The sequence below is a fragment of the Bacillus sp. JST-5 genome (genome assembly GCF_057747715.1).
Map to the genome: position 1 here is coordinate 1 of NZ_JBYLHW010000047.1, position 21,534 is coordinate 21,534.

At 33.6% G+C, this 21,534-nt stretch carries 22 protein-coding genes; 10 read left to right on the forward strand and 12 right to left on the reverse strand.

The genetic code is table 11. The features are described 5' to 3' along the window. Nucleotides 1–101 precede the first annotated feature (101 nt). The 3 genes from AC3ASS_RS09965 to AC3ASS_RS09975 all read right to left on the reverse strand — a co-directional run bounded on the left by AC3ASS_RS09965 (nucleotide 102) and on the right by AC3ASS_RS09975 (nucleotide 2,613). On the reverse strand, nucleotides 102–440 hold the full coding sequence (locus tag AC3ASS_RS09965) for a YisL family protein (protein WP_488283381.1): 339 nt from the start codon (nucleotides 438–440) through the stop codon (nucleotides 102–104). Nucleotides 441–529: 89 nt separating this feature from the next. Continuing rightward, nucleotides 530–1,432: a fumarylacetoacetate hydrolase family protein gene (locus AC3ASS_RS09970; protein ID WP_488283382.1), complete on the reverse strand. Its 903-nt coding sequence runs from the start codon at nucleotides 1,430–1,432 to the stop codon at nucleotides 530–532. A gap of 32 nt (nucleotides 1,433–1,464) precedes the next feature. After that, nucleotides 1,465–2,613: a DUF418 domain-containing protein gene (locus tag AC3ASS_RS09975; protein ID WP_488283383.1), complete on the reverse strand. Its 1,149-nt coding sequence runs from the start codon at nucleotides 2,611–2,613 to the stop codon at nucleotides 1,465–1,467. A 142-nt stretch (nucleotides 2,614–2,755) separates the two neighbouring features. Here AC3ASS_RS09975 and AC3ASS_RS09980 point away from each other — a divergent pair, with 142 nt between their 5' ends. From AC3ASS_RS09980 to AC3ASS_RS10005, 6 genes are read left to right on the forward strand one after another with little or no spacing between them, the layout of a single operon-like run. Then, a complete protein-coding gene (locus AC3ASS_RS09980) occupies nucleotides 2,756–2,977 on the forward strand; it encodes a spore germination protein (RefSeq protein ID WP_488283384.1) in 222 nt (73 codons plus the stop codon). 16 nt (nucleotides 2,978–2,993) lie between these two features. Further along, nucleotides 2,994–3,206 (forward strand): spore germination protein GerPB, encoded by a 213-nt coding sequence (locus tag AC3ASS_RS09985; protein ID WP_488283385.1) that lies wholly within the window; start codon nucleotides 2,994–2,996, stop codon nucleotides 3,204–3,206. Continuing rightward, nucleotides 3,206–3,799 (forward strand): spore germination protein GerPC, encoded by a 594-nt coding sequence (gene gerPC / locus AC3ASS_RS09990; RefSeq protein ID WP_488283386.1) that lies wholly within the window; start codon nucleotides 3,206–3,208, stop codon nucleotides 3,797–3,799. Before AC3ASS_RS09985 ends, gerPC begins: the two co-directional genes overlap by 1 nt. Beyond that, nucleotides 3,796–3,975 carry a spore gernimation protein GerPD gene (locus AC3ASS_RS09995; protein WP_488283387.1) on the forward strand — a complete coding sequence of 60 codons (180 nt, stop codon included), beginning with the start codon at nucleotides 3,796–3,798 and terminating at the stop codon, nucleotides 3,973–3,975. The genes gerPC and AC3ASS_RS09995 overlap by 4 nt, the downstream gene beginning before the upstream one ends. Nucleotides 3,976–3,981: 6 nt before the next feature. Further along, on the forward strand, nucleotides 3,982–4,389 hold the full coding sequence (locus AC3ASS_RS10000) for a spore germination protein GerPE (protein WP_488283388.1): 408 nt from the start codon (nucleotides 3,982–3,984) through the stop codon (nucleotides 4,387–4,389). A 40-nt stretch (nucleotides 4,390–4,429) separates the two neighbouring features. Next, nucleotides 4,430–4,648 (forward strand): spore germination protein, encoded by a 219-nt coding sequence (locus tag AC3ASS_RS10005; RefSeq protein WP_488283389.1) that lies wholly within the window; start codon nucleotides 4,430–4,432, stop codon nucleotides 4,646–4,648. 36 nt (nucleotides 4,649–4,684) lie between these two features. Here AC3ASS_RS10005 and addA read toward each other — a convergent pair whose 3' ends face one another. Both addA and addB read right to left on the reverse strand, forming a co-directional pair. Further along, nucleotides 4,685–8,440 (reverse strand): helicase-exonuclease AddAB subunit AddA, encoded by a 3,756-nt coding sequence (addA, locus tag AC3ASS_RS10010; protein WP_488283390.1) that lies wholly within the window; start codon nucleotides 8,438–8,440, stop codon nucleotides 4,685–4,687. Further along, the gene (gene addB, locus AC3ASS_RS10015) at nucleotides 8,430–11,915 is read right to left on the reverse strand and encodes a helicase-exonuclease AddAB subunit AddB (protein ID WP_488283391.1); all 3,486 of its coding nucleotides are present in this window, start codon (nucleotides 11,913–11,915) and stop codon (nucleotides 8,430–8,432) included. The genes addA and addB overlap by 11 nt, the downstream gene beginning before the upstream one ends. 132 nt (nucleotides 11,916–12,047) lie before the next feature. Between addB and AC3ASS_RS10020 the strand changes: the two genes are divergently transcribed. Next, nucleotides 12,048–13,202, forward strand: a complete 1,155-nt coding sequence (locus AC3ASS_RS10020) for an MFS transporter (protein ID WP_488283392.1) — start codon at nucleotides 12,048–12,050, stop codon at nucleotides 13,200–13,202. 105 nt (nucleotides 13,203–13,307) lie between these two features. Here AC3ASS_RS10020 and lepB read toward each other — a convergent pair whose 3' ends face one another. The 3 genes from lepB to AC3ASS_RS10035 all read right to left on the reverse strand — a co-directional run bounded on the left by lepB (nucleotide 13,308) and on the right by AC3ASS_RS10035 (nucleotide 16,705). Further along, a complete protein-coding gene (gene lepB, locus AC3ASS_RS10025; RefSeq protein ID WP_488283393.1) occupies nucleotides 13,308–13,859 on the reverse strand; it encodes a signal peptidase I in 552 nt (183 codons plus the stop codon). 80 nt (nucleotides 13,860–13,939) lie between these two features. Then, complete coding sequence (locus AC3ASS_RS10030; protein ID WP_488283394.1) at nucleotides 13,940–14,557, reverse strand: TVP38/TMEM64 family protein; 618 nt, start codon at nucleotides 14,555–14,557, stop codon at nucleotides 13,940–13,942. 159 nt (nucleotides 14,558–14,716) lie between these two features. Continuing rightward, nucleotides 14,717–16,705, reverse strand: coding sequence for a S9 family peptidase (locus AC3ASS_RS10035; protein WP_488283395.1), 1,989 nt, complete (start codon nucleotides 16,703–16,705; stop codon nucleotides 14,717–14,719). Between the two features lie 192 nt (nucleotides 16,706–16,897). Between AC3ASS_RS10035 and AC3ASS_RS10040 the strand changes: the two genes are divergently transcribed. Beyond that, entirely contained in the window at nucleotides 16,898–17,284 is a 387-nt protein-coding gene (locus tag AC3ASS_RS10040; protein WP_488283396.1) for a YhjD family protein, read from the forward strand. Here AC3ASS_RS10040 and AC3ASS_RS10045 read toward each other — a convergent pair. After that, complete coding sequence (locus AC3ASS_RS10045; RefSeq protein ID WP_488283397.1) at nucleotides 17,263–17,832, reverse strand: competence protein ComK; 570 nt, start codon at nucleotides 17,830–17,832, stop codon at nucleotides 17,263–17,265. The two genes, AC3ASS_RS10040 and AC3ASS_RS10045, sit on opposite strands and share 22 nt — an antisense overlap. A gap of 179 nt (nucleotides 17,833–18,011) precedes the next feature. On the opposite strand from AC3ASS_RS10045, the gene AC3ASS_RS10050 reads away from it, so the two are divergent. Then, entirely contained in the window at nucleotides 18,012–18,251 is a 240-nt protein-coding gene (locus tag AC3ASS_RS10050) for an IDEAL domain-containing protein (protein ID WP_488283398.1), read from the forward strand. 48 nt (nucleotides 18,252–18,299) lie between these two features. Here the strand turns inward: AC3ASS_RS10050 and AC3ASS_RS10055 are convergent, their stop codons facing one another. The 3 genes from AC3ASS_RS10055 to AC3ASS_RS10065 form a co-directional block, all read right to left on the reverse strand. Next, nucleotides 18,300–19,589, reverse strand: a complete 1,290-nt coding sequence (locus tag AC3ASS_RS10055; RefSeq protein ID WP_488283399.1) for a M48 family metallopeptidase — start codon at nucleotides 19,587–19,589, stop codon at nucleotides 18,300–18,302. 140 nt (nucleotides 19,590–19,729) lie between these two features. After that, a complete protein-coding gene (locus tag AC3ASS_RS10060) occupies nucleotides 19,730–20,035 on the reverse strand; it encodes an AzlD domain-containing protein (RefSeq protein WP_488283400.1) in 306 nt (101 codons plus the stop codon). Beyond that, nucleotides 20,028–20,753, reverse strand: a complete 726-nt coding sequence (locus AC3ASS_RS10065; protein WP_488283401.1) for an AzlC family ABC transporter permease — start codon at nucleotides 20,751–20,753, stop codon at nucleotides 20,028–20,030. The genes AC3ASS_RS10060 and AC3ASS_RS10065 overlap by 8 nt, the downstream gene beginning before the upstream one ends. Nucleotides 20,754–20,895: 142 nt before the next feature. Here AC3ASS_RS10065 and AC3ASS_RS10070 point away from each other — a divergent pair, with 142 nt between their 5' ends. Next, nucleotides 20,896–21,447, forward strand: a complete 552-nt coding sequence (locus AC3ASS_RS10070) for a helix-turn-helix domain-containing protein (protein ID WP_488283402.1) — start codon at nucleotides 20,896–20,898, stop codon at nucleotides 21,445–21,447. The last annotated feature ends 87 nt before the right edge of the window (nucleotides 21,448–21,534 follow it).

Here is a 21,534-nt window from a genome sequence, read left to right on the forward strand (position 1 = left end):
ATTCTCCACTTCTACTATAAAAAAATAGTAGCACAGACCATGGCCGTGGTCTGTGCTACTAATCTTAGTATGTTTTTCATTAGTAAAGTTTTGTCCCACAATTATAAAGGTAAATAATAGCCTAAATATAGAACAACAGTTAATGAGATAATGAGCTGAATCCAAAAAGGTCCCAAGTTCTTTCCTTTCTTTAATCGGACGAGAACTAATTCTAAAGATGATATAACCCATAAACCGACTAAAGCTTTTAGAACATATAGTGTATCAATAACAATCGAATGTAGTAGAAGACCGCCTGTAATAAATATAAGTATGTAGAAAACGCGGAGAATCATTTGGACAATTTTAAACCCTTTTTCTTTTCCTGAACGATGAAGGTATAATGCTATGACAAATAATATCAATGCAATTACCCAACTAGTTATATGTGCATGTGTCATGCAATCTGCTCCTTTCCAAACAATCTGCTTCCATCATATCATAATAAGTGAAATTTTTTAAAATCATTTTAGGACAAAGTTGTGAAAAATCACTTTTGAACGGTATTTCTTAGCACCCCAAGTTTTTCTATTTCTATTTCAACTTGATCACCTGCTTTTAAAAATTTAGGCGGTTGAAATCCTTTCCCTACACCAGCAGGCGTACCTGTTGCAATGATGTCTCCCGGTTCAAGGGTCATACCTTTAGATATTTCTTCTATAATTCTCTCAACGGAAAAGATAAAATGCTTTGTATTAGAATGTTGGCGAATTTCTCCATTCACTTTCGTTGTAATCGTTAGGCAATTAGGGGTAGGAATCATAGACTTATGCGTAATGCTAGGTCCGATTGGGCATGAACCGTCTAAACTTTTACCAAGGAAAAACTGTTTATGTCGATATTGAATATCTCGGGCAGTTACATCGTTTAGTATCGTATAGCCAAATACGTGATCAAGTGCTTTTTCTTTCTTAATACCCTTTCCTCTTTTTCCAATAACAATGGCTAACTCTCCTTCATAATCCAATTGATCCGTAACATCCTCGTGTAGAGGAATTTCATCACCATGGCCGATAACAGTTGTAGGTGCCTTTGTAAAAATAATAATATCTTCTGGTAATTCTGTACCTCCCATTTCTTTTACATGCTCAGCATAATTTCTCCCGACACACATAATATTTTTCCGAACTCTTGGAATTGGTGATAAAAATGTAACTTCATTTAGTGAATAACAATATGATTGAATTTCGTTTCTATCAAATGATATTTTCTGAGTTAACTGTTCGTAAAAAGATTCACCTAATTCAATTAGTTCTAGCATAGTTTCAGGGATTTGAAAGCTCGGATCCATGTCTTGAAAGTATTTTTTTAAATGTAAAACATAATCTTCGAAAGGAGTTAAAACACCGATAAATGGAACCGAATCATTTGCCTTTACTGTTACGAATTTCATTGGCTCACCTCTATGATTATTTTTTTCTTTTATTATAGAAATTTTTTATATGTAATGTCTCGCCATAACTTCTCAACCGGACCATACGTATGTTTCTTCAACCAATGATTACTAACAATCATTTGGGTACTGTATATGAAAATAGCTAACATAGTACCTTGTGTGACAGTTATTTCACCGTAAAACCCTAACCCATATCCATAAAAAATGAACGTAGCAACTACTGACTGTAGCAAATAATTTGAAATCGACATTTTTCCAATTTGTTGTAAATATCTCCAAATCTTATTATCGTTGAACTTTTCACAAAAATAGGTGATGAGAAAAATATAGCTTAATGATAGAATCGGCCCGCCTAAAGAGTCTTGAGCAAATTCCAAATCTAAACGTTGGCCAAACATAAATGGACCGCATTTTATTAGTAAACCTATCATTCCAAAAAAAATGCCCCAACCTTTTAATTTCGTTATGAAAGATTTATGTAATAATTGCAGTTTATAAAAAGCGGCACCTAATAAATACATTGGAAAGATGGAAATGAGAAAAAAGATGGAGTTCCCAACATTATTTACATAATACCAATCTTCAAACCGTTGTGTCGTAACATCAATAAAAGAACCGCTTTTATAGTTATTCGTAACCTCTTCTATTTTCAAATCATCAGTTTGGAATATCGTCTCCGGTGCGGTATCATTCACGATTGTAAAAAGTAGAGTTAATAAAATGTTCGGAATCAAAAGCAGCGATGTCCCTATATACAATAATTTTCGTCCATCCATCGAAATAAATAATAAGAAGAAAAAGGCTAGGACGGCATAATTAATTAAAATATCCCCATGCCATATGAAAAAGGCATGAATAATTCCAATCATTAATAAAAACGTTAATCTTCTCAATGCAACAGGGACAAACGATATTCCTTTCTTGTCACAACTGTTTTTCAACAATAGCAAACTATAACCGAATAAAAACGAAAATAGAGGATAAAAACTAGCTTGAAAAAAAATATCGATGATCGCAATAATCCCATCATCCATCGATGATTTTGACAATTCGAATGGGGTATTAACGTACAGATACGGTGAATGAAAAGAGAGCATATTCACTACCAATATTCCAAATAACGATATTCCTCTCAAGACATCAATAGATAACACTCGATTATTTTTTAATAATTCCACAAAAATTCTCCTTCTCCTTTTTCATCATTACTTTTTATTATAACGGATGAATGGAATCATTAGGCAATTATCACATTCCCGTTATAGAATCATACGATATATAGAAACTGGAGAACAAAGTTATCTATGTTAGGGTGATTGGATGCCAGCAGTTGTAGGAGCAGTACAGGTAATTTCGATCGGTACAGGCGGGGTATTCCATATTGGTGATGTGTATCGGATATCACCTTACGCGGCAACAAAAACATTTGCAGGTGCAGGTTCATTTAATACAGGTGATGGATTATTTGTTTATAACCAACTAAGTAATACAAATACGTATGATGCAGATGTTATGGATGAAAATATTTTATTAAATTATTAGACATAGGGTGGTAACCATGAATTTTTTTATCCATCAATCAATTCATATTAATATTTTAAGAGTTGGAAGTATTTCAAATTCATCCGTATTACAAATAGGAACTGCAGGAATCATAAAACCTTCTTCACATTTATATAATACTGGTAATTTTATCGGACCAGCACCAGAACCAGAACATAAAGGATTCGTAATTAAGCCCGATTCAGCCAATGGAGGTGACCGGATTTAATGTATGATTACTATGATTACCTTTCCCAATTACATCAAACCGTATCGGGACAACAGAAAAAAATACATGATCTTGAGGAAAAAATTTTCGAGTTACATGAAGCCATCCGTGAACTCCAAAGCAGAGCTCCAATCCATATTGAAAAAATCGACTATCATTTTGATCAATTAAAAATTGAAAAATTAGACGGTACATTAAATATTGGGATAAATCCAAACGATTTACAAACGATGGATGAATTATCCGTTAATGGAAAACCACCTGTTGAATTAGAGCATCTATTCCATAAAAATCAAAACTTGTTCCATGAAGTCCAACAGTATCTATATAGATTTATAGGGTCTGAACTTCCTTCTATAATTAAACAACATGAATTGGATCCATCTTTTATTCCTTCCATTCAACAAGATATAATTCAACAACTTCCTCAACGAATTCAATATTATTTAAATAGATATGAGCAACAATTAAGAGGGAAAAGTCATGAGGAACAACAAACATTTATTATTTCTAATGTAAAAAAAGATATTGAAGAAGCTATTCAATCGTTTAAAGAGAAACAAAATCAAAATGATGGGAATGATGCAACATGAATTTACAAGTGACAAACCATGAAATATGTGTAGGAAGCATTCGTGTCATAGGAGTTTCTAGTTCATCTGTTTTAATGATTGGAGACACAAAATCCATTCAAATGACTTCAGTTTTCGATACACCTTCTGAATCATTAATTTTTTCACCATCCGTTCCTATTGGTACAGAAGGATGATTTCTTATGAATCCATTACGAACAGCAAATGTATCTACTTTTAACATTAATACTGTTGAACTAGGCTCCAATTTACAAATCGGAGATTCTTGTGAAATTGATGCTGTTTCGCATGCGATTGCTGTTCAAAAAGAAGAAGAATTTTTTTTTGGAGATGAACACCAATTTTACCAATATTCTATTTTTACTGAACCTATTTTTCTACCTCCCATTTATGAACCTCTCTATTTTGAAATTAACAACGCATCGAATAATATTAACGTCCAGCATATAGATATTATTGGTGCATCCGCAGCTTCCGTTATTCATATCGGCAATGCTCAACATATTTATTTAGACAGCAGAATTAAACATATCCGCCATTTAAAGAATGGTACAAAAAATATTATTAACGAGACAAACGTGGATGCATAAAATATGATATATCTTCTTTTAGCGAAAAGGATGTTCATTGATGCCTTCCATTATCGGATCGATACAAGTAGTGAATGTAGGTGGCGGAGTTGTAAATTTTGGAGATTCATTAAACATTGCACCTAAAAATGTAACAAAGTCAAGTTCTGGTGCCGGAGCCGCTAATACCGGGGGTTTTATCATCACGAATAACGGAATAAGCTTCAACAATGCAATTGATCCTGATGTATCGGATCAAGCGTCTGTTGGAAATCTATAAAGAAAAACAAAAGGCCAAGGAAATTGGCCTTTTGTTTTATATAGTAATAAGATGCGACCCATCAAAGAAATACAAATATCTTTCTGTTACTTTTCTCTGCAATATATCCTCTATAGCCTTAGTATAATAATGAAGCTGAACCTCATACCGTTTTTTCAATACAGGAATTGCTTCATTTATATCACCTTTAAAACGATCTGAGATGTTATCTGTTTTATAATCAAGCAAAACTAGACCGTCATCATCTTCAAACAAGCAATCGATGATACCTTGAATGAAAATCTTTTCTTCCCCTGATTTCCAGTCTTTATATATTTCTTCCGCCTTAATAGCATAACTAAACGGTATCTCTCGCTTATACCATTTTGCCTTTAATAAGCGCTGTCCAATATTCGTTTGAAAAAATTCAGCAATTTGTTCAATTTGGATGACTTCCATTTGTTCCTCTGTTAATAATTCTTTCCTTACCATATTTTCAAGTTGACGCTGAATCGACGTAACATCTGTTGGTAACTGATAGTCTAATTGTTGCATAACTAAATGCATAGCCGTTCCAATTTCTGCAGGTGTAATTTTTTGCTTTTGCATAAATTTAGGCCTTGTCGTAATTGGCTTTTTAAACGAGCGAATAAGATCATGGCTACTGTTTTCATCCATGATTTCTTGAAGCCGTTTTAATTCTGATACCGATTGTTTTGCTCGATGAGATACAGAAGGGTGAAATGGATATACCCAAGAAAGTTGCTCAACGATTCGTTTTGAATACTCACTTTCTATAGGAAGCGTTTTAAATTCCTTTACATATTGGAAATAATCCCCTTCATCCTCTTTAGTTATTTCATCAAAGCTAACGATTTCATCCCGACTAATTACATTTGTTTTCCATTGAGAAGAGTGAAAGCGAATTTCATCAGGAATACTAGACAAATGATGTTCTTTTTCCAAAAATGTACATTGATGATGACGCACGATTGCTGGACCAATCCAATCGAGGTAGCTTTTCGCTTTATAACGGTCATAATCAGAAATTAACCATTGGCCATTGTGTAAATGCTTGTTCCATGTTTGAAGATTCTTCTCAAAATTTGTTACTGATCCAACTAAATATAGTTTTTCTTTTGCCCTCGTTAGTGCAACATAAAGTACTCTCATTTCTTCAGCAATTAATTCTAACCGTTTTTTTCTTGAAAACGCTAGTTGTGGAAGGGAAGTATAGGAAATTTGTTTTTCTACATCTACATATTTTGTTGCAAATCCAAATTCTTTATCAATTAAAAATGAACTGTAAATGTCCCTATCATTAAATTTCTTTCCTAATCCTGCTACAAAAACAACAGGAAATTCCAATCCTTTACTACTGTGAATCGTCATAAGTCGAACAACATTTTCCTGCTCACCTAAGGCTTTCGCTGTCCCTAAGTCTTCTCCGCGATCTCTCATCCTTTCTACAAACCTTAAAAATCGGAAAAGTCCTCGGAACGAAGTCGCCTCATATTGTTTGGCACGATCATAAAGAGCTCTTAAGTTGGCTTGTCTTTGCTTTCCACCTGGAAGTCCCCCAACATAATCATAATAGTTCGTTTCTCTATAAAGCTCCCAAATAAGCTCTGATAACCCTCCTTGACGTGCCATCGACCTCCACTTATTTAACGATGATAAAAACGATACTAATTTTTCGTTTATTGCTTCTTCTAATTCTGATTGACTCGTTTTTTGTATAAAATGTTTGACTGATTCAAAATACGTTTTATTATTGGATTTGATCCTTACAACTGCTAATTCCTCTTCATCCAATCCAACGATTGGTGATCGTAATACGGAAACGAAGGGAATATCTTGATAAGGGTTATCAATAACTTTTAATAAAGACAACATAGTAGAGACTTCAATAGCATCAAAATAACCTGTTGAAAGGTTGGCATAACTCGGAACTTGCAATTGCTTAAATTCCTCCATAAAAGTCGTTGCCCAACTAAATGAACGTAATAAAATGACAATATCTTTATATTCTAGAGGACGATACACTTTTTTCTTTGGGTCAAACACTTGTTGATTGTTGGAAATCATTTCTTTAATTTTTTGAGCAATATATCTTGCTTCTAGTTGTGATTGTTCCAAATCTTCATGGTTCATCCCTTCATCTTGATCAGAATCTTCATCTACTCGTGCCTCATTTTCTTTATTCATATTTATAATTGACAACTCAACTTCAAAACCAGTTTCTTCAGGATATGCGGCCCCTAATTTTAATTCTGCAGCATCATCGTACGCAATTTCTCCTACTTTTATGCCCATGATTTGTTTGAATATATAGTTTGTTGCATCCAAAACTTCTTTTCTACTCCGGAAGTTTTTCGACAAATCAATTCGTAAACCAGTTTGTTGTCCATCTGGAGTAAAACGTAAATACTTTCCTAAAAATAAATTTGGCTCAGCTAAACGAAAACGATAAATCGATTGCTTAACGTCACCAACCATGAACATGTTTCCTTTTTCTTCTTCCGGTTGACTAATTAGTTTTAGGATGGTTTCTTGTACCATATTAGTGTCTTGATATTCATCAACAAGAATCTCACTAAACTGGCTTTTATACGCTCGTGCAATTTCAGAAGGAGCAAATGATTCGATATTCGAATCAATCAATAACTGGAGGCAGTAATGCTCTAAATCCGAGAAGTCAACGAGCGCTTTTTCCCTTTTTAATTCTTTAAACTTTTCTGCAAAAGATTGAACGAGTTTGATTAGTGTTTCAATTGGCTTTTTCATTTCTTGCATATGAGCAAGATAATAACTTGGTTTACGAGAAAAAATATCGTCTTTTAAATTTTGAATTATTTTTTTTCCGTTGTTCCTTAATTCATTCGCATAATCAACTAATTCCTCAATAAATTCTTCTCCGCTGCATTTTTTGACGGTTGTGAACTTTATTGATTGGAATGCTTCGTATAGAGCATCAAATGACTGTTGTTTTGCTTGAATTAATATATCTACGATTCTTAAATCATCCTCATAATTAACAGCTCTTGGATACGGTCCTCCTGGCTCTTTCGTTAATGATAATGCCTCTGTAAATAGCCGTTTTGCTTCTTGAAGTTGCAGTTCAATGTCTAATAATAACGGTTCCATGAATGGCAATTGCTCAACATGTTCGATATTGGACACATCATATATGGACGCCAATTGTTCTAACCATTGATTTGGGAATGGATTAGAGATTGAAAAATTATAAAGATCGATAATTAAATTTTGTAAATCCAAATCATTGCGATCACTGGTAAACATATCTACAACTTGAAAAAACGGTTCATTCTTTTCTTTACCATACTCTTCTTCAAGCAGTGCCTCCATTGCTTCATCTCGTAACAATTGTGCTTCCGTATCGTCTGCTATTCGAAAACTAGGATCTAAATCTGTTAAATAATAATATTTTCTAACGACATCAAGACAAAAAGAATGAAGTGTAGATATAGATGCTTTATTTAACAAAGACAATTGTTTTCGCAAATGTTCAGAATGAGGATTCAAAGCAATTTCTTTTTCAATTGCTTCTCCAATACGATGTCTCATTTCCGCCGCAGAAGCATTAGTAAATGTAACAACGAGTAATTCGTCAATATTGATTGGTGATTCTTTATGAGTTAGCTTCCGGATGATTCTTTCTACTAATACAGCTGTTTTCCCAGAACCTGCACTAGCTGCGACTAGTATATCTTTGCCATTAGCCACAATTGCTTTCCACTGATCATCCGTCCATGTTACATTTTTCGGTTTAAGGGGAATATTAATATTCAACTTCTTCAACCTCCTTTCGAATGAATTCAAGTGCCGAATTTCGATTTAATGAAGGCAGCAAACGATAGTTGTTTTCCGTTAATGTCGGATCAAATTTACAGATTGACTTAAAAGAACAAAACTTACATGGAGTTTGATTGTTTAGTTTATATGGAGCAATATCTGTTTTCCCCTCCATAATTTCATTACCTTTTTCTGTAAATACTTTTCGAATGTACTTTCTTATAAATTTGAATTCATCTTCAGATGCAACTTTTGATGTAGCCGTTAATTGTCCGTCTTTTTTAATTCCTGCGGAAATGATTTTGGATTGACCGCTTTCCAATTGTTGATCCATAAGTTTAATTACTTCTGTATCCGATAATAATAATCCGTTCATTTTAAACATTTTCATTATTTCTTCTTCTATTTCTTCTACCGTTAAGATTTTCTTGCTTTTTATAATCGGATTATGAACATGGAAGTAAAGGGCTCCTGCAGGTATAGCCTCTTTTCCAATAAATTTTTCAGAATGGGTGATTAATACATCCAAATAAGTTAACATTTGGATAGACAACCCATAATAGACTTCTCCAAGATGTATATCTTTTTTACTTGACTTATAATCGATCACTCTTAAATATACACCACGTGATCCTTCCGCCTGATCGACTCGGTCAATTCTTCCCATAAGTTCCATTTTTACACCATTTTTCAACTGAAACTGTATAGGAGGAAGTTTTTGTTTTTTACCAAAGCCTATTTCCATTCCAATTGGGACAAACCCGCTAGCCTTTGCATGCTCACTTAATACTATTGAAGCGCGAGAGATTATTTTTTCTAGTTTTCGTTTCATATAGTGATAGCGATTAGAACTTAATAATATCTCATTTTGAAGCATTGGTGCTAAATGTTGAACGGCTTGATGTGCCAACTCTTCACATTGCTTTTTTGAAAGTTGATTCCATGTTAAACGGTTGTCCCGAAGAATATCACCAATGTATTTTAAAGCTCCATGAAACAGTTCACCTATATCAGGTGCTTCAAGTCGGTAAATTTCACGTTCTCGAAGCTTTAATCCATGAGATAGAAAGTAAGAATACGGACAGCTATTAAACATTTCCATCCTTGATACACTTGTCTCAATGGTATCTCCATATAATTCTTTCGTAATTTTTTCGTTCAGCTTTTTAGATTTATTTTCAAAAAATAAACTCGATAGAACTTTTTCTGTTTTTTTTCTAAGATTTGGCTTTTCAACTAAATAGTTATAAACATCCCACCAAATTTCCGCTATTGGTTGATGTCTTTTTCTTAACTGAAACTGACTTGTTAAATAAGTTAAAGCAACAGTATCATTAGCGATATATTCTAACTGCTCTTGTGCGGACAATTCATTCGGTTCATGATGAAACTCTAGTTTTGTTCCATTTGGAAACATTTCTTTTATTTTTTTCACATATGGGGATTCAAGCAGTCCTTTCCCTTCTTCATTGGCAATCGGAAAAGATAAAAATAGTTTTTCAGACGGAGTTGTGAACGCTTTATAAGCGATAAATTCTTCATCTAGCAATTTTTCTGTACTTGTAGGAGCAATGATAATACCATTTGAGCGCAACCATTCCCTATCTTGATCGGACAAAATCCCTTCATCCGAAAATTTTCTTGGCAATACTCCATCATTCAAACCAATAATAAATGCTGCTTTAATATCTGATAATCTTGATAACTCTAAGTCAGCTATCACCACTTGATCAATGGCCGGGGGAACAAGATTAAATCTCAGCGATTCCATTCCAGAATCTATGATTTTCGAGAATTTTTTCACTGAAATGTTCTCATTTCCGAGCATTTCCACAAATTGATCTAATAAGTCTATAATCGCATTCCACACTTGTTCGTGCTCAAGAGCTTTCTGTAAACGACCTTCATTTTCAGCTTGGTGGCGCAATCTTTCAAGTTTAGCTGGTATTTCTAATTCTTCTAAATAAAGAAATATTGCTTCACATAATTCACGACCATTACTAGCTTTGTTCAACCTTCGAGACAAACGTAATATTGGTGCCGAAATCATTAACCTAAGTTCATTAATTTCTTGCTCCATTTCTCGTTCTTCATCTGTTTGTGCATATTGGTACAAGTCTAGACCACGAATTCTCCTGTACTGCCATCGATCTTTTTTAATCCATTTATCACCTTGAATACCATAAGCTAGACAGTAATTCTCCAATTTATCCATTCTTTCCCTCATTGCATCAATCGACTGATCGAGCGGAAAAAGTAAATCTGTCTTAACTGCACGAAAAACTGGCTCATATCGCCAATATCCAGTAATGATTTCCAAAGTAGAACGGATAAGTTCAATAAGCGGATGATTCAACATGGATCGTTTTTGGTCAATATGGTACGGAATTTTGTAGTCATAAAATATCGTTTCAAATAAATCTTGATAAGAATGAACATCTCTCACTAAAATGGCAATGTCTTTATAACGATAATAGCCTTCTCTAACCATCGCTATGATTTTTCTAGCTATCCCCTCAATTTCCGCTCGTCGATTCGCTGCTTCAATAACGGTAATTGATGCAGGTTGATGGTAAGGGATCACTGGCATATGGTGGAAATTCATTTCTAAATGTCTTAGCGAAGGTTCAGTATGTCTATGTTGGTTCTGGAAAACCATATCTTCTAAAATATCAATCTTTAATTGTTTTGCCATTTCATAAAGTGTTGCATAACAATCCCCTGTCATACGGAACATTTCCAGTTCATGCGGAATATCTTCTCTATAAGGGCGATCTAATGTTAGTGAGATATAGACTTCAGAGCTATGTTTCATTAATTGTTCTATGACCATATATTCTTGTGGGGTAAAACTATAAAATCCGTCAATAAATACAATTGCGTCTTTTACGTAAGATGATTGAGGGATTTTTTCCGCTAATAAAGCTAAATAATCCTCTGATGCGATATATTTATGTTTAATTTCTTTTTCAAATTGGTCATAAATAATTTCCAAGTCTTGTAGCTTTTGCTCAATCATACTATTTCGGTCATCGGTATTCATTGCTGTTACAAGTTCTTCAGGTTTTACTAAATACCGTTTAAATTCAGTTAAAATTTGTTCTAAATGACCGACAAATCCTTGCATATCAGCTGTTTTTTGAAACAGTCGAAGTTTTGATTTATTTTCTTCTAAAATTTTACGAATTAACATGCTGATTCCGGTTGAATTTAAGTGTGTCCGACTTATTCCACCGGTTTCTTGTAAAACTCTCCAAGCAAGTCTAGTAAAACTAAATACCTGTGAACGAATCATTCCGGTTAATTCATTGGTCGTTATTAATTTATATTCCGACAAAAACGTCATTTGGTCTGGAACTAAATAAATAATAGGCGTTCCGATCGGTTGGTCTTTTAATTTTTTTTGAATTTGTTGAATCATATATGTTGTTTTTCCTGTACCGGCTCGTCCTATTAAAAATTGAACTGACATTATCGGTCCTCCTCAAATCCCCTTATCTAATATGACATAAGGTTCGATCAATCACTTATAAAACTATTTTAATAGATTAGCCTTTATCTTTCTATGAAACTTCATGTAAATTCTCGAAAGGAGCGTTTATCAATGAGTATAAAATACCACTTGATTGGTATCATGTTAGTTTGCGCTGGAATTTTTGTAGCATGTAATATTTATATATTAATTCCTCTTTACCCTTCCATTAGCGCTTCGTTTTTCATTAGTGAACAACAAGTTGCATTTGCAAGTTTTTTATTTACTTTTTTCTATGCTTTAGGTCTTTTATGCTTCGGTCCTATTTCAGACCAATTAGGAAAGAAAAGAGTTATGACTTGGGGGATGTTATGTGCATCAATTTCCACAATAACCATTTATACCACTTCTTCGATTGAGCAATTATATATTTTTCGTGCCATACAAGGGTTTGTACTCGCATCTTTTGCTCCGGTAGCATTTTCTTACTCTTTTGATCTATATGAACCAAAAATGCGGACGTTTTGGTTGGCATTAATTAATAGTGGATTTTTAGCGGCTGGAATCATTGGGCAAATAACAAGCTCGTTCATTGATCAAACTTTAACGTGGCAACATGTTTTTTTATTTTTCGGAGTTGGTTATTTCCTATTATTTCTGTTATTTTTTCTTTTTCTTCCAAACACCAATGTTATTGCGAAAAAGGAAAGCAATCGAACGTTTCAAATCATGCTTTCTCTATTAACGAACAAAATGTTATGCAAAGGCTATACAATCGTATTCACCATATTATTTTCATTCGTTGCTTTTTACGATGCATTAACGAAACTAGGACTTTCTCAAAATACCGTCTTTTGGATCCGTGTTGTGGGGTTAACAGGAGCCATTTTATCCATTTATACTGGTAAACTCATCAAAAAGTACTCTTTAATGACAACAATGTTACTGGGCATTGTACTTGGAATCTCCAGTATAGCTTGTTTATTGCTTACTACATCAACCATATGGATTGGTCTGTTTTCGATCGTATTTGTTTCAGCGATTTCTCTTTTAATACCGACAGTTATTTCGATGATTGGTGAATTCAGTTCGGAACATAAAGGAAAAGCACTTTCTCTTTATTCGTTTATATTATTAATGGGAGCAAGTTTTTCCTCGATAATAGCAAATATTTTATCCTATTCAAACGTTTTAATATTATTAATCCTGTTATTTTTCATCGATCTTTTATTATGGAGAAGTCTTACTAAATTTTTTAAACTTTCAAAGGCGCCTATACGTTCTTGAAAAGAATAACTGTTTGTTAAAAAAAAGACCTAGCTTCATTTTGAAAGGCTAGGTTTATTCATTTTTTTCAAACCATAAAAAAAGCACTAACTCAAATGAGCTAGCTTAAAACGAAAATCCCCATTGATTAAATGGCCAGTATCTTACATTTACTTCACCGACAATTTGATCAATAGAAACAAATCCAAAATGTCTACTGTCCCAACTTCCAAGACGATTATCCCCTAATACAAAAACCATTCCATCTGGTACTTTCTCATATCCTGTTTTTTCTAACAACGTAAAGTCTCCAGTAAAAGTTCTCCCAGGATACTTGCTTTTATACTTATCTAAATATGGCTCCTCATAATATTTTCCATTAATATACAGTTTATCATCTTTATATTCAATTGTATCCCCGGGTAACCCAATAACCCTTTTTACGTAATCTTCGTTCTCATTGGCATGAAACACAATGACATCAAAACGCTCTAATTCGCTAATTTTATAAACAAATTTATTAACAATGAGTTTATTTCCGTCTTGCAACGTCGGCATCATTGATGAACCTTCTACCACATAGTTGGAAAAAAAGAAGGTTCTTATTATTAAAAATACTAAAAATCCAATAGCTATAGCCTTTATCCATTCAATCCCTTCTTTTTTAAACCATTCCATTTTACATTCTCCTTATTTATCATTGTTTTACAAGTTTCATTTAATAACATTTATGCTATTGATTGAAAAAATTGCTCGCTTTATACTTTTTCCTTCTCTTTTTCCATTTTTCTATTAAGGCGAGCTTCTATTTGTTTTCCAACAATCCATAAAACGAAAACTAATAAAGCTACACTTGCCGTTCTTAACGGTTGAGTAAACAATGAATGGAGATCATGGCCAACAAAACTAATCGTAAAGATCATAACCATTTTTCCTGTTATGACTGCAAGTAAATATTGATAGTAGTTTATTTTGGATAATCCCGCAACTATATTTACGACAGCAGAAGGGGTAAATGGAAAACAAAGAAGTAAAAATAATGGTCCAAATCCGTGTCTTTCAACCCAATTCATTAATTTTTGAACTTGAGTATTTTTATTTAATATGTTGGCAATTTTGCCTTTTGCAAATTTCCTAACTAGTGTAAAAACAAGCCCAGCTCCCAGACATGCACCAATCCAAGAAATTAAAAATCCTAACCATAATCCAAAAGCATTGGCATTGGCCATGACAAATAAAAACAATGGAAGGAATGGTAAAAACGCTTCAAGCATTGGTAATAATATACCTGGTAATATACCAAAAGAACGATAACCCTCTATTAATTCCATTATATTTTCTATTGTAATCCATTGAATGATTGATTCAAAATCCATACGTTTATATCTCCTCAATTATGCCCTCATGCAATGTTCCTGACTATTTAAGTATATCATAGTTAGAAAGTTGCGAGTATATAGGAAATTATCCAATTTTATAGACCTTTTTCTATATTTTTTCAAAAAGAAAAGGCTGATATGTCAGCCTTAAAAATTTTACACGTTTTGAACAAACCAATCTTTTATGTAGTTTAATCGATCTACTCTTAACTTCGGATTCCCGCTTCTTGATAATTCATGATTAGAGTCTGGGAAGCGTATAAGTTTCGTTTTTTTCTTTTGACGTTTTAATGCTATAAATAGCTGTTCTGCTTGTTCAATTGGACAGCGATAATCTTTTTCACTATGCAAAATTAATAAAGGTGTTTCAACATTTTGAACATAGGCAAGTGGTGAATGCTTCCAAAGCGTTTCCACATCTTTCAGATCGGCTTTTATTTGCCATTCACTGAAATAATAACCGATATCACTTACACCGTAAAAACTAATCCAATTTGAAATAGATCTTTGTGTCACAGCAGCTTTAAAACGGTTTGTATGACCAACAATCCAGTTTGTCATAAACCCTCCATAACTTCCTCCTGTAACACCTAATCGCTCTTGATCAACAAACGGGAACGTTTCAATGGCATAGTCAACAGCAGCCATTAAATCGTTATAATCATTCCCACCATAATCACCGCGTACGGCGTTCACAAATGTTTGCCCATATCCATGACTTCCTCTTGGATTTGTGTATAATACTGCAAATCCTGAAGAAGCTAGCATCTGGAATTCATGAAAATACGTATTAGCATACATGGCATGAGGACCGCCATGAATTTCTAAAATGAGTGGATATTTTTTTCCTTCTTCAAATCCTACCGGCTTCATTATCCATCCATGAACAATCCATCCTTCTGCACCTTTAAATTGTATCGGCTCAGGATTAGACAATAGGATGTTCGATAAAAATTCTCCGTTAACATCAGTTATTTTTTCTAACTGACCAGTGATTAAATCAAGAATATAGACGTCACTTGGTGCTGTTGGATAACTTACCGTTGCTATAGCTTTTTCATTATTTTTTGAAATGGTAAGACCGTAAATATGTCCCTGTTCTTTTGTTATTTGCTTTACTTCACCATTTAAATCCGAATAATATACGTTTGTATTTCCTTGATCTGAAGCAGTAAAATAAAAGCCATTTGAGTCACTTTTCCAACAGATTCCCGGTGAATTTACCCCTTGTTGAAAATCACCGACAACATAATCTCCTACTGCAACATCCCAATCGGTTGTAATACATTTCATGTTTTTAGATTGTACATCGTAGATCCAAAGTCTTGTTAACGTAGCATTTTCAAACTCTCTTTCACTTCCAATAAATGCTGCCACTTTACCATTAGGAGCCCACTCGAATCCACCAAAATATCCTGTACTTTTTGTAACTTGTTCTACTTGTTTTGTTTGTAAATTATAAATAAAAATGTCATTTTTAAAAGAAAAGTCAACATCATCATCCATATCTGTACTGTAAGCAATTTGTGTACTGTCTGGTGACCAACTTTGGAATGAATAATGACGCTCTCCTTCTGTAACTAACTCTAATTCTTTCGTCTCTACATTTAATATTGCAATTTGTTGATATTTCCCTGTAAAAAAGCCACTGGCATCTGATTTATATTTCATTCGGTCAACTTCAAGTGCCTCTGGAACTTTTTTTTCGTCTTTTTCCTTTTTTTCATTTTGCTTATCTAACGTTTCTCCCTTTTCTAATATGACTGAAAAGGCAATCTTCTTTCCGTCAGGAGACCAAACGGGATTAGATGCTCCACAATGGAGATCTGTAATCTTTTCTGCTTCTCCTCCATTCGTATGCAACAAATATAGTTGATTTTTCCCACTTCTATTGGATACAAAAACAACCTTTTTTCCGTCTGGTGACCATCGCGGAGAATGATTTCGGTCATTCCCATATGTCCATTGTTGAAGTTCTTTTGTATTTATATTTATCATATATAAGTTTGAACGATATTCGTGCTTTTCTTTATCAATAGTTGTTTCCACAAAAAGACATTGATCTCCATTAGGAGAAAGGTTTGGATCAGCTACAGATTTTAATTCGTATAAGTCTTCCGCAAGTATGCCTCGTTTCTTTCCCATCATTTCACCCTTCTTTTATAGTAGTTAGTTTTATGAATCATCTATATATTTCGACAATCAAAATAATTTCCCTTCTGTATTTTAAATTTTTTTATTTTTCTTTCATAAACTACGAAAGGAAAATATCTTGCTTTCTCTCCATCATTTATATATATTTATTATACGAACATATGTTCTTATGAGGTGAGAATAATGACACGCATACCTGATAATGACCGTGATCTAATGGAGAAAGCCATTTATTATCCAATGGTTATTAAAGTACTAATGAGAGATTTAATTGTCGTAAAAAATGCACCTTTTAAAATACAATCCCCATACGTGATGATAATTGAGGAGACAATAAAAACAGTGCAAAAGGAATTAAGCGAGGTGAAAAGGGAGATGAAAAAACAAGGATACCGTGTAGAGGAAGTGGGCCGCGATCAAGACTTTACGACATTTCTATTTGTCTATAAAGGCTTTGAGGAATACCATAATTATTTCAATCCAAGACTTCGTAATAAAGTAGAGGAATTACTTAAATATTACTTTTATGAACGGTATCAATACCCTCTCTATAAAAAAGAAATACGGTAAGTTCCTCTTTTATCAGATGCTTCCCCTTTCCATTCCGTTCGATAATATAATGATGTTTTCCTCTCTGCTTCTAAAATTCTTTGCATTAATTTTGTTTTTAGCAATGCCGTTCTAAGCACTTGATTTTGAAAAGACCGATATGAAATAGGAATGGTCATCGTTTGTTTATTACGAAATACAACAACCGTTTGATTTAAGGAATCTTTACGATGGGATAAAATGTGTTCATGGGAAAACCAAATACATTGGATTTTCACTGGAGAAGTGGTCGGAAAGAAATAAATAGAGGTGTTCGTATCAATAACGATTGGGGCTTTATGAGTAATTCCGATTAATTCTTTAGTTCCCTCTCTCCTGCCATCGAAGCTTGCTCCAAAGTATTGACAACTTTTTTTAATAATATCTAGCGGTTTAAAAGGCGATAATACTTCATCATCTTCTTCTAATATTTTTGAGTAAATTTTGCTTCCATACTCTACAGGGAAAATTGCCATTGTTTGAGGATTGATTTCATACTCTTCAATGAAAGAATGGCTTACATTATCCACAAAACCAACTCCTTTTCAATTTTCTTCAAATTCATACATATTATAACATATTTATAAGAGAAACGACCTATTTATTTAAAAATTCTTTAAAAAAATATTTTTCTTAACATTTATAATATTAAGTTGAATATCTGTGTTCTACCTCATATAATAGAAAAAAGCAAATGGGGTGAGGGAGAATGAAGGTAAGAAAATCGTATACAGAGTTAATGAAAGAGACAGCGATGAGTATTCAGAAGAAAATAGAAAGGACGGAACAAAATTTTTTTATTGAAATGCTTTTAAGTGAAATTACATTAAAAGCAGAGAAAAATCGTCTGAAGCGAAATATCGATCATGCTCTAGATGTCCGAGACTACCAATCCTTTATTGAGTTAACAAAGCGTCTTCAAGACATCAACCAAAAATTAAATGCCTAAAACGAAACAATCACCCTAAAGAATACGGTCATTATAAATGCTGTCCAGTTAACGGACAGCATTTTTTTCTTCCTCATATTGTTCGGATTGGTAATTTTCAATGAAAGTAATTCTTTCTAACATGGTCGGATGTGTATAACGAAACCATTTAACAAGAGCAGGTGGATTTACTTGGCTTAAACCCGTTTTCGTTAATATTTGAAACGACTCGATCGCAGCTTTTGGATTTTCTGTCATTTCTATCGCATAACGATCTGCTCTAACTTCTTGATATCTGCTTACTGCATTACTTAAAGGACTTGATGAAAATGACAAAACTGAAATAATACATAAAATGAGCGGTAAAGAACTGATATTTTTCCAAGAAGTAATATTTAATACAGGGCCAAATCGTTCTACAATCCATTTTAGCAGTTTCGCTGTTAGAAACAGGCCGAAGAATGATAACAACAAATAACCAGCTATCCCAAAATAAATATGCTTTTCCACATAATGCGCCATTTCATGTGCCATTATAAAGAGAACTCCGTCTTCATCCAACCGGTTCAATGTAGTATCCCAAAGAACGATTCTCGAATTGGATCCAACACCAGTCACATAAGCATTTAAGGCATTCGTTTTTTCAGACATGTTTACTTCAAACACGTGTTCTGCGGGTATTCCCGCTCTTTGGGCAAAATTCAATATTTTCTCTTCCAATTCTTTATTTTTTAACGGGGAAAATTCATGATAAAGCGGATCGATGATAACTGGTTGTATATACATAAGAAAAACTGTAAAAGGGATAGAAAGTAACCAGCTATAAAACCACCATCTCTTTTCATTCTTTTGAATAAGCCAGTAGATGGCAAAAGTAATAATAATAAAAAATCCCCAATTTACCCAAAAATCTATCATTTCACTTTTCATCCAAGATGAAAAAGTCTCAACTGATATATGATACGTTTTCGCCAATACGTACCGAATAAATGCAAATGGAAAAAACGCTAAAAACGAAAAAATGGATAACCAAAAAGTATAAATGATTGTTCGCATAATCAGCCATTTGGATGATGAATAAGCCCATTTTTCAAACGCCTTAGAAAATCCAAAAATTAAGATAAGTAAATAAACCAACCACTCATAAGGTATTTCTAGAAAAAATAGTAAATTTCGAATTGTAGAGTATTCCTCGGAAAGTTCCAATTCTCTTGCATTCATAAATTGTTCTGGATCCGCGGCACTTCCTTTATACTCAACAGGAATCGTTGTATCGGCAAAGTAAAACAAATACCCATACATCAGAAAACCAAAAAAAAGAAAAATGGCGAATGCCCATATGGCGGTTTTTCGCTTCATAATTGCCCCCCTCTTGTCCGAAGTCTCAATATATGTTTAGCAATTTTCTGATATATTAGAACTAATCTTCATCATAAAACAATCTACAATCACTTACAAAATGAGCAAAAAAAGAACCATCTAAAAAGATGATTCCACGATTAAATAAAATATGAAACTACGGATAGAAATAAAATAGAACCAATCACAACCACAATTACGTTTGCCCCTAAATACGCTAATATAAAAGCAACAGCCGCACCGATTAAACCAAATGAAATGTCATCTTGAATAAATAATATTCCAGGAAAAATTAATGCCCCCAACGTTGCATACGGAACATTTTTCAAAACATCTTGTAAAAAATTTGGAAGTTTAATATTTTGAAATACTACTAACGGAATCATTCTTGGTAAGTATGTAACGATCCCCATGCCAATAATCATCCATACAATCGAACTATTCACTGTTTTCCATCCCCTTTTCTTTTCTAAAATTCAATATTAATTCAATAAGAACGGAGGATAGCAATGTTGATACAACAATTGACCAACCTTGGGAGAGCACCTCATAAATCGTAAAAATCACGTTAAAAGCGGCCGCCAACGCAGCTAAGTAAACAACTTTTAAACTTTTTTTCATAGAAGGAACAAGGAGGCCAATAAACATCGCATATAAAGCAACGCTCATACCGTCACGGAATAAATCTGGTAAACTCGCACCAACTAAAAAGCCGCAACCAGAAAAAATAACCCAACTAGCATAGGAGATGAAGTTTAATCCAAACATAAACCCTGTAGATAAAGTCCCCTCTTTCGTAGCGGCTACAGAAAAAGTTTCATCTGTTACACCGAAAGAATAGAGTGCCTTTTTAGCAAGGCGATCTTTCTCTACTTTTTCATTCAAGGAGGCGGACATTAATAAATGGCGAATATTTACGATAAACGTTGTCAACACAATTTCAAACATACCGGTCCCTTTCATTAGTAAGTCCAATGAAATATATTGGGATGCCCCGGCATATACGATTAAACTCATAAGACAAGTTTCAAAGAAAGATAGACCTGTAGTTTTTGCTAAAAAACCGAATGTTAATGCAATAGGAAAATAGCCAATTGCTATACTGACTCCAGACTGGATACCTTGCTTAAAAGTAGAAATTTCTTTACTAACAACCGCTTCCATATCGGCACCTCTTTTCCAAACTATTTTGACAACTCCAAAAGCATTTATGATAATAATTTATTGAAGACTTTATAACATATTCGATTTTTAGTATATTATACATATGTGCGTTATATTATACAACTGTTCTTCGGAGGTTTTTATGGAATTTTTTCAAAAAAAAATGGGAGAAACAATTAGACAAATTCGAAAAAAGCGTGGGTTAAGTTTAGATAAAGTATCAGATATGACAGGTGTCAGTAAGGCAATGCTTGGGCAAATTGAAAGAGGAGAATCAAGCCCCACTGTAACAACATTGTGGAAAATTGCTACAGGTCTTCAAGTATCTTTTTCATCATTATTGCATAATGGTGAGACAGAAGTTTCTATTGTCGAAAAAAAAGAGGTCATTCCGATTGAGGAAGAAAATGGGGCATATCGAGTATTTCCAATTTTTCCTTTTGATCCAAGTAAACGATTTGAAATTTTCATTGTTGAATTGGACGGAGAGAGTATTCATCGTTCAGAAAAACACCATGACGGAACAGAAGAATATATAACGGTTTTATCCGGAACTCTCCATTTAGAAATCGGACAAGAAACTTATGAATTAACAGAGGAAAAATCGATTCGCTTTGCCGCAAATCTTCCTCATGCATATATCAATCACAATGATAAGACCGTAAAGTTTCAACTGGTTATTTATTATCCATAATTAAATTTTTGTAGAGTAGAAAACTGATTTCAAAGGGACAGCTCATGCTGTCTCTTTTACTCTCAGCTTCCCCTCATCAAACCGTAC